General features: G+C 64.7%; 14 protein-coding genes. All 14 read left to right on the forward strand.

Features of this window, described 5'->3' with window-relative positions; genetic code table 11:
* Nucleotides 1–2 precede the first annotated feature (2 nt).
* Nucleotides 3–701, forward strand: a complete 699-nt coding sequence (gene pgl, locus IPK75_14890) for a 6-phosphogluconolactonase (protein MBK8199635.1) — start codon at nt 3–5, stop codon at nt 699–701.
* A complete protein-coding gene (locus tag IPK75_14895; protein MBK8199636.1) occupies nt 702–2,537 on the forward strand; it encodes a phosphogluconate dehydratase in 1,836 nt (611 codons plus the stop codon).
* 5 nt (nt 2,538–2,542) lie between these two features.
* Nucleotides 2,543–3,502: a glucokinase gene (locus IPK75_14900; protein ID MBK8199637.1), complete on the forward strand. Its 960-nt coding sequence runs from the start codon at nt 2,543–2,545 to the stop codon at nt 3,500–3,502.
* Between the two features lie 231 nt (nt 3,503–3,733).
* Nucleotides 3,734–4,108: an NADH-quinone oxidoreductase subunit A gene (locus IPK75_14905; GenBank protein MBK8199638.1), complete on the forward strand. Its 375-nt coding sequence runs from the start codon at nt 3,734–3,736 to the stop codon at nt 4,106–4,108.
* On the forward strand, nt 4,105–4,680 hold the full coding sequence (locus tag IPK75_14910; GenBank protein MBK8199639.1) for an NADH-quinone oxidoreductase subunit B: 576 nt from the start codon (nt 4,105–4,107) through the stop codon (nt 4,678–4,680). The genes IPK75_14905 and IPK75_14910 overlap by 4 nt, the downstream gene beginning before the upstream one ends.
* 6 nt (nt 4,681–4,686) lie before the next feature.
* Nucleotides 4,687–5,304 carry an NADH-quinone oxidoreductase subunit C gene (locus IPK75_14915; protein ID MBK8199640.1) on the forward strand — a complete coding sequence of 206 codons (618 nt, stop codon included), beginning with the start codon at nt 4,687–4,689 and terminating at the stop codon, nt 5,302–5,304.
* 4 nt (nt 5,305–5,308) lie between these two features.
* Nucleotides 5,309–6,514, forward strand: a complete 1,206-nt coding sequence (locus IPK75_14920; protein MBK8199641.1) for an NADH-quinone oxidoreductase subunit D — start codon at nt 5,309–5,311, stop codon at nt 6,512–6,514.
* Nucleotides 6,511–6,858, forward strand: a complete 348-nt coding sequence (locus tag IPK75_14925; GenBank protein MBK8199642.1) for a nuclear transport factor 2 family protein — start codon at nt 6,511–6,513, stop codon at nt 6,856–6,858. The genes IPK75_14920 and IPK75_14925 overlap by 4 nt, the downstream gene beginning before the upstream one ends.
* Nucleotides 6,858–7,310 carry a VOC family protein gene (locus IPK75_14930; GenBank protein MBK8199643.1) on the forward strand — a complete coding sequence of 151 codons (453 nt, stop codon included), beginning with the start codon at nt 6,858–6,860 and terminating at the stop codon, nt 7,308–7,310. The genes IPK75_14925 and IPK75_14930 overlap by 1 nt, the downstream gene beginning before the upstream one ends.
* Entirely contained in the window at nt 7,311–8,330 is a 1,020-nt protein-coding gene (gene nuoE, locus IPK75_14935; GenBank protein ID MBK8199644.1) for an NADH-quinone oxidoreductase subunit NuoE, read from the forward strand.
* A complete protein-coding gene (nuoF, locus tag IPK75_14940; GenBank protein MBK8199645.1) occupies nt 8,330–9,634 on the forward strand; it encodes an NADH-quinone oxidoreductase subunit NuoF in 1,305 nt (434 codons plus the stop codon). Before nuoE ends, nuoF begins: the two co-directional genes overlap by 1 nt.
* Nucleotides 9,635–9,639: 5 nt before the next feature.
* Nucleotides 9,640–11,730 carry an NADH-quinone oxidoreductase subunit G gene (locus IPK75_14945; GenBank protein ID MBK8199646.1) on the forward strand — a complete coding sequence of 697 codons (2,091 nt, stop codon included), beginning with the start codon at nt 9,640–9,642 and terminating at the stop codon, nt 11,728–11,730.
* A gap of 9 nt (nt 11,731–11,739) precedes the next feature.
* Nucleotides 11,740–12,834 carry an NADH-quinone oxidoreductase subunit NuoH gene (nuoH, locus tag IPK75_14950; protein ID MBK8199647.1) on the forward strand — a complete coding sequence of 365 codons (1,095 nt, stop codon included), beginning with the start codon at nt 11,740–11,742 and terminating at the stop codon, nt 12,832–12,834.
* Nucleotides 12,831–13,316, forward strand: a complete 486-nt coding sequence (gene nuoI, locus IPK75_14955; protein MBK8199648.1) for an NADH-quinone oxidoreductase subunit NuoI — start codon at nt 12,831–12,833, stop codon at nt 13,314–13,316. Before nuoH ends, nuoI begins: the two co-directional genes overlap by 4 nt.
* Nucleotides 13,317–13,334: the final 18 nt, after the last annotated feature.

Raw genomic sequence — 13,334 nt, forward strand, 5'->3', positions numbered from 1 at the left:
CAATGGCGCTGGAGCTCTCCGAATTCGCGGGAAGGGAAGACGCCTCCGTTGCCGCCGCCGCAGTGTGCGCCGGCGCGCTGGCAGACGCCATTGCAGCGCGCGGAACGGCGAGCCTGATGGTGTCCGGCGGGTCGACGCCGACCCGTATGTTCGAGTTGCTCTCGGATGCCCGGATCGACTGGGCGCGCGTGACGGCCGGCCTCGTTGACGAGCGCTGGGTGGCGCCGGATGATCCGGACTCGAATGAACGGCTTGTTCGCCGCCACCTCTTGCAGAGGCGCGCGGCCGCGGCGGGGTTCCTGCCGATGTGGGCGCCAGCCGCCACGCCGGAAGAAGCGCTCGAAGGCCGCGATGCCGCCTACCGCGCCCATTGCCGGCCGCTGACGGTCGCGGTGCTGGGCATGGGCCTCGACGGGCATACGGCCAGCTGGTTTCCGGGCCTGCCCGGACTGGCAGAGCTTGTGGCGCCGGATCAGGACCGATGCGTGGCGGCAGTGCGGGCGGCGGGCGCGATCATACCCCAGCGGATGACGCTGACGGGCGGCGCGCTGATGACAGCTGCGCGCGCCGTGCTGCTTGTATTTGGCGCCGAAAAGCGCAGCATGTTGCTGCGGTCGGCGAGCCTGGACCCGATGACGTGTCCGGTGCGGTTTGCGATCGATGGGCTGGGTGACCGGCTGTCAATTTTCTGGGCCCCCTGAATGACTGAAAAACTCAATCCTGTGATCGAAGCGGTAACCGCGCGGATAATCGAGCGCTCGCGCGACTCAAGGGCGGCCTATCTCGACATGATCCGGTCGCGGCGGCCGACCGCATTCGCGCGCGCGCGGCTGACCGAAGGCAACCTTGCCCACGCGTCGGCCGGCTGCGCCGTGATCGAGAAGGCGCAGGTGCTGGGTGGCGGGTGGCCGGTGATCGGCATCATCACGGCCTATAATGACATGCTTTCGGCGCACGCGCCGTTCGAGGACTATCCGAAGATCATCCGTGAAGCGGCGCGCGAGGTGCATGCCGTGGCGCAGGTCGCTGGCGGCGTGCCGGCGATGTGCGACGGCGTCACCCAAGGCCAGGAGGGGATGGAACTTTCCCTGTTCTCGCGCGACGTGATCGCGATGGCCTCGGCCATCGGGCTCTCGCATGACGCGTTCGACGCCGCGCTGCATCTCGGCGTGTGTGACAAGATCGTTCCGGGGTTGATGATCGCGGCCTTGCGGTTCGGCTGGCTGCCGTCGGTGTTCGTGCCGGCGGGGCCGATGACGTCTGGCCTGCCCAATCCGGAGAAGGTCCGTGTGCGGCAGTTGTTCGCCGAAGGGAAGGTTGGCCGCGAGGCACTGCTGAAGGCGGAAGCCGACAGCTATCACGGGCAGGGGACCTGCACGTTCTATGGCACGGCCAATTCCAACCAGATGCTGATGGAAGTGATGGGCATGCACCTGCCGGGTGCGGCCTTTGCCAATCCGGGTACGGCGATACGTACGGCCCTTACGCGCGCTGCGGCGCAGCGGGCGGCAGCGATCACGGCGCAGGGGCAGAACTACCTGCCGGCCGGCGAACTGATTGATGAGCGCTCGATCGTCAACGGCATCGTGGGTCTGATGGCGACCGGCGGCTCAACCAACCATGCTCTGCACATTCCCGCGATCGCGGCGGCGGCTGGCATTGTCGTGACGCCGCAGGATTTTGCGGAGATCTCGCATGTGACGCCGCTACTGGCGCGGATTTATCCGAACGGGCCGGCGGACGTGAACCACTTTCATGCGGCGGGCGGCATGAGCTTCCTGATCGCGCAACTGCTGGCGGGCGGATTGCTGCACGGCGATGCGCGCGGCGTTGCCGGGCCGATCACAGACTACGCGCAAGAGCCCGTTCTGTCGGAGGCGGCGTTGACGTGGCGCCCTGCGCCGGGAGCGAGCGCGGATACCGATGTGCTTCGTCCGCTGGATAATCCGTTCTCGGAGGATGGCGGGCTCAGGCTGGTCGAGGGACTGCTGGGCGAGGGCGTGGCCAAGGTGTCCGCCGTGAAGCCGGCCCACCGCGTGGTCGAAGCGCCGGCCATCGTGTTCGAGTCGCAGGAGGCGCTGAAGACGGCGTTCGAGGCCGGGCAACTGGACAGGGACTTCATTGCAGTCGTCCGGTTCCAGGGCGCTGCGGCGAACGGCATGCCGGAACTCCACGGACTGACGCCCGTGCTGGGCGTGTTGCAGGACCGGGGGCGGAAGGTCGCGCTGGTGACGGACGGGCGGATGTCTGGGGCGAGCGGCAAGATACCGTCGGCGATCCATATCAGCCCGGAAGCGGCGCATGGCGGCCCGATTGCGAAGGTACGCGATGGCGACGTGATCCGGCTCGATACCGAGGCCGGGCGGCTGGACGTCAAGGTGGATGCGGCAGAGTTCATGGCGCGGCCGGCAGCGCCGTTCCGTCCGAACCGGGCGCCGGCAGGGCTGGGGCGCGAGATGTTTGACCTGTTCCGGATGAACGTCAGCAGCGCGGCGGCCGGGGCGAGCCCGTTCAATTTCCTCGGCCTGCGGGGCTGAGCGTCGTGGCGGGGGTGCTGGTCGGAGATGTGGGGGGCACGAACGCGCGGTTTGCGTTGGCAGACTGGGCGGAGGGGCGCCTCGTGCTCAGCCGGGTCGAGCTGCACGCGGGCGAGGCGTTCGCGACGTTCGAGGACGCCGTCGGACATTACCTTGATGCGACCGGGCTGAAACCGGCGGGGGCCTGCATCGCTGTGGCAGGGCCGGTGCGGGACGGGGCGGCGCACCTGACCAACCGTGACTGGCGCGTTTCCGAGGCGGTACTGAGAGACCGGTTCGGGATTGCGGCGCCGCTGGTGATCAATGATTTCCTGGCGATGGCGCGGTCGGTGCCGGAAATGGGGCCTGAGTCCTTCGAAGAGGTATATGACGGCGAGGCCGTCGCCGGGGCGCCGCTGATCGTGGCGGGGCCGGGAACCGGGTTCGGCGTGTCGACCCTGGTGCCATCGCCGGAGGGGTGGACGGTGCTGGCGGGAGAGGGCGGCCATATTGCCTATGCGCCGCGCACGGCGCTGGAGCGCGAACTGGCGGCGGTGCTGGCGCGGGACCATGGGTATGTGTCCAATGAACTCGTCGCTTCAGGCAGCGGGCTGGACGAGGTGCATGCGGCCCTGAGCGAGATCCGCGGTGTGCCCTGCGCCGCCATGACGGCCGCGGAGATGCAGGCGAAGGCCGACGCGGGGGACGGGTTTTTCGCGGAGCTGGCGCAGGTGCGGGCGCTCGCGGTGATGGGCGCCGTGGGCGACCTCGCGCTCGCGAATGGCGCGCTTGGCGGCGTCGTGCTGGCCGGCGGGGTGTCGGAACGGCTCGCCGCATATTTCCGGTTGCCGGCGATGCGGGAGAGGTTTGTGGCGAGGGGGCCGATGAGCGATTACCTCGCGCGGTGCCCGGTGCGGCTGCTGCGGAATCCGGAGGCGCCGTTGATTGGCGCGGCCGCCCACTACGCGCAGGTTCACGGCGTCTAGCGACGGCGCCTTGGCGGTTCACTTCTTGAGAAGAATTCGCAACTAGATTCGCCCGAACGGCGGCGATCTGAGGCCTCTCCGTGACGCACCGCCGCAGCCAATCGCCCGTGTATTGGTGCTTCGGAGCGATATACTGCGAAAGTGCGCCTTGGGCGGGGCGGTACGAGTTGCACACGCAAGAAAACCGTCCTAATCGGGCGGCCATTGGCTCTGTACCTGGAGGTACCAAGCATGTCCGAAGTCGAGCGTCTGGCCCTAGACTATCTGCCGGTCATCTTTTTCATTGTCCTGGGCGCGGTGATTTCCGGCCTGTTCGTGGTTGGCTCGGTGCTGCTGGCACCCTCGAAGCCCGACCCGGAGAAGAACTCGGCGTACGAGTGCGGCTTCAACGCCTTCGATGACGCGCGGATGAAGTTCGACGTGCGCTTCTATCTCGTCGCAATCCTGTTCATTATTTTCGACCTTGAAGTCGCCTTCCTGTTCCCCTGGGCTGTCAGTCTGGGCGAGATCGGCATTCTCGGCTTCTGGTCTATGGTGGCCTTCCTTGGCGTGCTGACCGTCGGCTTCATCTACGAGTGGCGCCGCGGCGCGCTGGAGTGGGAATGATGGCTGACGCTTCGAACAAGCCCTATGCCCTGGGCGCGGCCCGCGCGGGTGTCGAAGGCGGCCACAAGCCGGGCCTCGACGATCCGTTCTACACCGGCCTGTCGGACCAGCTGGCGGACAAGGGATACTTCACGGCCGCGGCCGACGACCTGATCACCTGGGCACGCACCGGCTCGCTGATGTGGATGACGTTCGGGCTGGCCTGCTGCGCAGTCGAGATGATGCATGCAGGCAACCCGCGTTACGACCTCGAACGTTTCGGCATGGCGCCGCGCGGGTCGCCGCGCCAGTCGGACGTGATGATCGTCGCCGGCACCCTGACCAACAAGATGGCCCCGGCGCTGCGCAAGGTCTACGACCAGATGCCGGAGCCGCGTTACGTCATCTCGATGGGCAGCTGCGCGAATGGCGGCGGTTATTATCATTACAGCTACAGTGTCGTGCGCGGCTGCGACCGGATCGTGCCGGTCGACATCTACGTGCCGGGTTGCCCGCCCACGGCTGAGGCGCTCGTGTACGGCTTCCTGCAACTGCAGAAGAAGATCCGCCGCGAAGGCTCGATTGAACGGTAAGGGCAGATGACCATCAACGTCGAAAACCTCGTGGATCTCGCCGCGCACATCGAGAGCCGGATGCCGGACGCTGTGCGTTCGACGAAGATCGTCGTGGGCGAGCTGACCGTGCTGGCCGAGCGTGACCATATCCTGCCGCTGCTACGTTTCCTGCGCGACGACCAGCAGTGCAATTTCGAGACGCTCGTGGACATCTGCGGCGTGGACTATCCGGAGCGCACCGAGCGCTTCGAAGTGGTCTACCATCTGTTGTCGATGCGGATGAATCACCGCCTCCGGATCCGTATCCGGACGGACGAAGAGACCGCCGTGCCGAGCAGCGTGGCCATCTGGCCGTCCGCCAACTGGTTCGAGCGTGAGGCGTTCGACATGTACGGCATCCAGTTTTCCGATCACCCGGACCTGCGCCGGATCCTCACCGATTACGGTTTCGAGGGATTCCCGCTGCGCAAGGATTTCCCGCTGACGGGCCATTATGAAGTGCGCTTCGACGATCTGGAGAAGCGCGTGATCTACGAGCCGGTGAAGCTGACGCAGGAATATCGCAACTTTGATTTCCTCTCGCCGTGGGAGGGAATGACATCCGAGATTCCGGGCGACGAAAAAGCGCGGGGAGGCACCTGAAGCCATGGCTGATTCCGCCCATCTCATCGAAGAAGAAGACCGCAAGTTCACGCTGAACTTCGGGCCGCAGCACCCGGCTGCGCACGGCGTGCTTCGCATGATCATGGATCTCGACGGCGAAGTCGTGACCCGGATCGACAGCCATATCGGCCTTCTTCACCGCGGCACCGAGAAGCTGCTGGAATACAAGACCTACCTGCAGGGCATGCCGTATTTCGACCGGCTGGATTACTGCTCGCCGATGAACCAGGAACATGCCTGGTGTCTGGCGATCGAGAAACTGCTCGGGGTCGAAGTTCCGCGCCGCGCCAGCCTGATCCGCGTGCTGTTCTCCGAAATCGGCCGGATCATGTCGCACCTCCTGAACGTCGGCACCGGCGTGATGGACGTGGGCGCGCTGACGCCGATCACCTGGTGCTTCGAGGAGCGCGAGAAGCTCTGCGTGTTCTACGAGCGCGCGTCCGGCAGCCGTATGCACGCCGCCTATTTCCGCCCCGGCGGTGTCCACCAGGACCTGCCGCAGAAGCTGGTGGATGACATCGCCGACTGGTGCGCCCAGTTCCCCGGCAAGCTCGACCAGATCGAAGCGCTGGTGACCGAGAACCGGATATTCAAGCAACGCAACGTCGATATCGGCGTGGTCGACCAGCGCACGATCATGGAGTGGGGCTTTTCGGGCGTGATGGTGCGCGGCTCGGGCCTCGCCTGGGACCTTCGCCGGTCGCAGCCCTACGAGTGCTACTCGGAACTCGACTTCAAAATTCCGGTCGGCAAGCACGGCGACAATTACGACCGCTATGTCTGCCGCATGGAAGAGATGCGCGAGTCGGTGAAGATCATCCTTCAGTGCATCGAGCGAATGGTGAAGGAAGGTCCGGGGCCGGTATTGCTGGCGGGCAGCAAGCTGGCGCCGCCGCGCCGGGCCGAGATGAAGAACTCGATGGAAGCGCTCATCCATCACTTCAAACTGTACACGGAAGGTTTCCACGTTCCGGAAGGCGAATGCTACGCGGCCATCGAAGCGCCGAAAGGCGAATTCGGCGTGTATCTCGTGGCCGACGGCACCAACCGGCCTTACCGCGCAAAGATCCGCGCGCCCGGCTATCCGCACTTGCAGGCGATGGACCACCTGTGCAAGGGGCACATGCTGGCGGACGTGTCGGCCGTGCTCGGCACGCTGGACATCGTGTTCGGGGAGATCGACCGGTGAGCGCGTCTGCCGAACTCGTGCAGCGCCAGCTGGACGCCTATAACAGCCAGAATATCGACGCCTTCATGGCGTGCTATGCCGATGATGCCGTGCTTGCGGGTTTCAACGGGGCTGTCACGCACACAGGCCATGCTGCCATCCGCAAACGCCATGAGGACCTGTTTTTCGAGTTTCCGAAGAACCGGGCGAAGCTGGCCAACCGGATCGACCTCGGCACCACCGTCATCGATCACGAGCAGGTCGAGCGGGCGCCGGGCGGCGACCGGTTCGAGGTGGCGGCAATCTATACGCTGCGCGACGGAAAGATTGCCCGGGTTGATTTCGCGCGGGCGGGCACGTTCTGATGGGCGTGCTTCCGCAGCAGCGCGTTTCGGTGCTCACGCTGGGGGTCAGGGACCTGCCGGCGATGATCCGTTTCTACACGGACGTTCTGGGCTTCGAGGATCGCGGCGTGGCGGGCGAAGTTGCCTTCCTGAATGCGAACGGCGTGGTGCTCGGTCTCTGGTCCGAAGAAAAGCTCGCAGATGATGCCGGCGTGGCGGCTGACCGGGCCGGAAATTTCCGCGGCTTCGCAATCGCGTTCAACGCGCGCAGCACCGAGGAGGTCGACCAGATCTTCGCGGGTGTGGAGAAGGGCGGTGCGCGCATCACCAAGGCGCCACACAAGACCTACTGGGGCGGCTATTCAGGATATTTTGCAGACCCGGAAGGGAATGCCTGGGAAGTGGCGTTCAACCCTTTCTGGACAATGGATGCGGCGGGCCACGTGAGCGTGCCTGCCCCGAAGGAGCGATAGATGGCATTGCGCCGGTTTGATCTGGAGGCGGGCGGTGACAGCTTCGCTTTCAAATCCGAGACGGAAGAGAAGATTGCGTTCTGGCGGGCGAAATACCCGGCGGACAAGCAGCGCTCGGCTGTGATCCCGTTGCTCTGGCTGGCGCAGAAGGACAACAATGGCTGGCTGTCCGAGCCGGCGATGCGCGCGGTGGCTGACCGTCTCGAAATGCCGTATGTGCGCGTCTACGAGGTGGCGACGTTCTATACGATGTTCCGTCTGCAGCCGGTCGGCAAGTTTCATATCCAGCTTTGCGGCACGACGCCGTGCCAGCTGCGCGGCGCGGAAGGCCTGAAAGAGGTCTGCAGCAAGGAAATCGGCAAGGCGATGTACGTCACCGACGACAAGCGCCTGTCGTGGGAAGAGGTGGAGTGCCTCGGCGCGTGCACCAATGCGCCGATGGTGCAGATCAACGATGATTTCTTCGAGGACCTGACGCCGGAAACGCTGTCGGGCATCCTGTCCCGGCTGCGGCACGGCGCCGATGTGACGCCGGGCCCGCAGATCGACCGCATCAACAGCGCGCCGGAGGGCGGCACGACTGTGCTCACCGAGCCTTCGCTGTTCGATGGAAGCCGCAACAGCGTTCGCACCCTTCCGAACCTGCCGGCAGCGCCCGCCGAAGCCCCGGCTTCGCCCGAAGCGACCGGCAAGCCGGACGCGCCGGCGCCGACGAACAAGCATCGCGAAGAGCCTGCGCCGGTCAACGACAAGCAGGACGCCGCCAAGACCGGCAGCGCCGCGGATGACCTGCTGCAGATCAACGGCATTGGCCCGAAATATGCGCAGCTGCTCAACGAGATGGGCGTGACCCGGTTTGCGCAGATCGCGGCTTGGAACCAGGAAACGGTCGACGGGATGGAGAAGCAGCTCGGCTTCAACGACCGTATCGATCGCGAGAAATGGGTCGCCCAGGCAAAGCTGCTTGCCGAGGGCAAGGTTGACGAACACGCGCGCGAATTCGGCCGGGGGAAAGACTGATGCTGCAGGACAAGGACCGCATCTTCACGAACCTCTACGGCCTGCACTCGCCAGAGCTTGATGCTGCGAAGAAGCGCGGTGCGTGGCACCTGACGAAAGAGATGCTCGATCTCGGGCCGGACTGGCTGTGCGACCAGATCAAGGCGTCGGGCTTGCGCGGCCGCGGCGGGGCTGGATTCCCGACCGGGCTGAAGTGGACCTTCATGCCGAAGGAAGTGCGCGACCGGCCGCATTATCTGGTCGTGAACGCTGACGAGTCGGAGCCCGGCACCTGCAAGGACCGCGAGATCATGCGTCATGATCCGCACCTGCTGATCGAAGGCTGCATGGTGGCAAGCCGCGCGATGCGCGCCCACAAGTGCTACGTCTATATCCGGGGCGAATACATCGCGGAACGCCATGCGCTCGAGAAGGCGGTGAAAGAGGCTTACGAAGCGAAGCTGATCGGCAAGGACAATGTCAACGGCTGGGACTTCGACCTGTATGTGCATCACGGGGCAGGCGCGTATATCTGCGGCGAGGAAACCGCGCTGCTCGAAAGCCTTGAAGGCAAGAAGGGCCAGCCGCGCCTGAAGCCGCCGTTCCCGGCGAATGCGGGCCTGTATGGCTGCCCCACGACGGTGAACAACGTGGAATCGATCGCGGTGGTGCCGACGATCCTGCGGCGGGGCTCGCAGTGGTTCTCGAGCTTCGGGCGGCCGAACAATGCCGGCACGAAACTGTTCTGCATCTCCGGCCACGTGAACAAGCCGTGCAACGTGGAAGAAGAGATGTCGATCACCTTCCGTGAGCTGATCGAAACGCATTGCGGCGGTATCCGCGGCGGCTGGGAAAACCTGAAGGCGGTGATCCCGGGCGGCTCGTCAGTGCCGATGGTGCCGGCCGAGCAGATCATGGACGCCTACATGGATTTCGACACGCTGCGCGACCTGAAATCAGGTCTCGGCACGGCGGCCGTGATCGTAATGGACAAGCAGACGGACCTGATCAAGGCGATCGCGCGCCTTGCCTACTTCTACAAGCACGAGAGCTGCGGCCAGTGTACGCCGTGCCGGGAAGGCACCGGCTGGATGTGGCGCGTGCTTGAGCGCATGGTCAAGGGTGAAGCCACGCATGACGAGATCGACACGCTGCTGGATGTGACCAAACAGGTGGAAGGCCACACGATCTGCGCGCTGGGCGACGCGGCGGCCTGGCCGATCCAGGGCCTGATCCGCCACTTCCGCCACGAGATCGAAGATCGCATCAACCGCTACCGTGCCCCGCGCGCCTTCGTGCAGGGGTCGACCGTGGCGGCGGAGTAGGGACCATGTCAGACACGTTCAAGCTCAATATCGACGGCAAGGAAGTCGAAGTGCCTCGCAGCTACACGCTGATGCAGGCGTGCGAAGAGGCGGGCGCAGAGATTCCGCGCTTCTGCTACCACGAGCGCCTGTCGGTGGCGGGCAATTGCCGGATGTGCCTGGTCGAGTGGGAAGGCGCGCCGAAGCCGATTGCTTCGTGTGCGGAGATTGTCGGCAACATGCGCCCGAACAAGGATGGTTCGGCGCCGAATATCCGCACCAAGGGTGCGTATGTCGACAAGGCCCGCAAGGGGGTCATGGAATTCCTGCTGATCAACCACCCGCTGGATTGCCCGATCTGCGACCAGGGCGGCGAGTGTGACCTGCAGGACCAGGCAGTGGCCTATGGCCGCTCTGACAGCCGGTATGACGAGAACAAGCGCGCCGTCGAAGACAAATACATGGGTCCGCTCGTCAAGACGATCATGACGCGTTGCATCCAGTGCACGCGCTGCGTGCGGTTCGTGGCCGAAGTGGCCGGCGTAGAAGAAATCGGCATGATTTCGCGCGGCGAGAATGCCGAGATCACCACCTATCTCGAAAAATCTCTGACCTCGGAGCTTTCCGGCAACGTCATCGACCTTTGCCCGGTCGGTGCGCTGACGTCGAAACCTTACGCCTTTAACGCGCGCCCCTGGGAGCTGCGCAAGACCTCATCCATCGACGTGATGGATGCGATGGGCGCCGCGATCCGGATCGACTCGAAGGGAGACGCCGTCATGCGGATCCTTCCGGAGACGAATGAAGAGGTGAACGAGGAATGGCTGTCGGACAAATCCCGCTTCGTGTGGGACGGGCTCGCGCGCCAGCGTCTTGACCGGCCGTATGTGCGCCGGAACGGCAAGCTGCACCCGGTCTCATGGCCGGAAGCGCTCGATGCCGTGAAGTCCGCGCTCGCCGTGGGCGCTGACCAGACTGGTGTTGTTGCGGGTGACCTTATCGAGGTGGAACAGGCCAAGGCAGCGCTGGATTTCTTCCGCAGCCTCGGCGTGAAGAACACGGATTGCCGCCCGGCAGGCGCGCAATATGGCGTGGACGGTGTGCGCGAACATTACCTTTTGAACCCGACCTTTATGGGTGTGGAAGATGCGGACGCGCTATTGCTCGTCGGCGCCAACCCGCGCGTTGAGGCGGCCGTCTGGAACGCCCGCATCCGCAAGTCGTGGCTTTGGGGTGAGTTGAAGGTGGCCGTGATTGGAGAAGCAGTCGACCTGACCTATCCGTACGAGCACCTTGGCACCGGCGCAGATGCAATTGCCTCCGACGCGGCGAGAAAATTCCTGAGCGGCGCCAAGAAGCCGATGATCGTTGTCAGCGAGGCGGCTGCGTGCCGCGTGGATGGCGGCGCAATTCTTTCGGCGGCCCGGAAACTGGCGTCGGACGCCGGCGCGATTGCCGAAGGCTGGGCTGGCTATGGCATGCTCCACACGGCGGCTGGCCGGGTGGGCGCGCTCGACACCGGGTTCGTGCCGGCCGAAGGCGGCAAGGCGACCAAAGACATTCTCGCCGGGGGCCTGAAAACCGTTGTGCTTCTGGGGGCCGACGAAGTCGATCTCAGCCAGCTCGGTTCAGCGACTGTGATCTATGTCGGCTCGCATGGCGATGCGGGCGCGTCGCGCGCGGACATCGTGCTGCCGTGTGCGGCTTACTCGGAGATCAGCGCTACGTTCGTGAACACCGAAGGCCGCGTCCAGATGACGACCCGGGCGGTTCAGCCGAAGGGCGAGGCCCGCGAAGGCTGGGCCATTTTCCGGGCCCTGTCGGGCCTGATGGGGAAGGCGCTTCCCTACGACACGGCAGATGCCCTGCGTACCGTCCTGCGTGGCAAGGCTGGGCAGAACACGGTCTTCTCCGGCCGTGGCTATGCGCCCGGCGCAAAGGGGGCTGCGGCCCTGATGAAGCCGGTCGATACCGCCGCCGGCACGCTCGACAAGACGCCGTTCAAGGCGTCCGTGACGGACTTCTATCTCACCAACCCGATCGCGCGCGCCTCGCGCACGATGGCCGAGTGTTCTGCGCTGGCGACCAGCCTAGACACCGCAGTTGCAGCGGAGTAGGGCGGCGCCATGAGTAACGCCATCGAGTCTTTGGGAGGCCTTTGGGGCCCGCTTCTGGTGCTCGGCCAGATCGGACTGTTCACGCTCGTCCTGCTGCTTTCGATTGCGTTCCTGCTTTTGCTGGACCGGAAAATCTGGGCCGGCGTGATGATGCGAAAAGGCCCCAACGTGGTCGGCCCGTTCGGCCTGCTGCAATCGTTCGCGGACTTCGGGAAATTCCTGCTGAAGGAAATCGTGATCCCGGCGGGCGCCAACAAGTTCGTCTTCATCTTCGCGCCGATCCTGACCTGTACGCTGGCCTTTGCGGCCTGGGCAGCCATTCCGGTGGCGCCGGGCACGATGGACAACACGACCTGGGTCATCTCGGACCTGAATGTCGGCGTGCTTTACCTGTTCGCGATCAGCTCGCTCGGTGTCTACGGCATCATCATGGGCGGCTGGGCTTCCAACTCGAAATACCCGTTCCTCGGCGCGCTGCGCTCGGCCGCGCAGATGGTGTCCTACGAGGTTTCCATCGGCTTCGTGATCATCACGGTGATCCTGATGGTCGGCTCGATGAACCTCAGTGACATCGTCGCCAACCAGGCGGGCGGCATCCAGAACTGGCACGCCTTCAGTTTCCAGAACTTCCCGCTGATCGTCGTGATGTTCCCGATGTTCGTGATCTTCTTCATTTCGGCGCTGGCCGAGACGAACCGCCCGCCGTTCGACCTGCCGGAAGCGGAATCGGAACTCGTGGCCGGCTACCAGGTCGAATACGGCTCGACGCCGTACCTCCTGTTCATGCTCGGGGAATACCTGAACATCGTGTTGATGTGCGCGATGATGACGATCCTGTTCCTCGGCGGCTGGCATGGTCCGATTGCCATTGGCGCAGAAGCGGCCAGCAAGTTGCCGCCGCTGCTGCTGAGCCTCGCCGGCCTGTTCTGGTTCATGGCGAAGATCCTGTTCTTCTTCTTCCTGTTCGCCATGGTGAAGGCCATCGTGCCCCGGTACCGCTATGACCAGCTGATGCGGCTCGGCTGGAAAGTGTTCCTGCCGACGTCGCTGGCGGCCGTGCTCGTGGTTGCGGGCTACGTTACCTACTTTGGAGTTCAGTCATGAGCCTCGCGCAGACCATCCGCGGCGCGCTTCTCACCGATTTCCTGGGTGCCTTCTGGGTGGCCACGATCGAGATGTTCCGCCGCAAGGCGACCGTGAACTACCCGTTCGAGAAAAACCCGCTGTCGCCGCGCTTCCGGGGCGAGCATGCGCTACGCCGCTATCCCAGTGGCGAAGAGCGCTGCATCGCGTGCAAGCTGTGCGAGGCAATCTGCCCGGCGCAGGCGATCACGATCGAGGCCGAGCCGCGCGAAGACGGCGCCCGCCGCACCACCCGCTACGACATCGACATGGTGAAGTGCATCTATTGCGGCTTCTGCCAGGAGGCTTGCCCGGTCGACGCCATCGTCGAAGGGCCGAACTTCGAGTTCGCGACCGAGACCCGCGAGGAGCTGTTCTACGACAAGGAACGGCTGCTCGCGAACGGCGACCGCTGGGAGCGTCTGATCGCGAAGAATCTTGAGCTGGATGCGCCGTACCGTTAGCGCGCCGGAAACTTAACA

It is taken from the genome of Acidobacteriota bacterium (genome assembly GCA_016712445.1).
GTDB lineage: Bacteria > Pseudomonadota > Alphaproteobacteria > Caulobacterales > Hyphomonadaceae > Hyphomonas.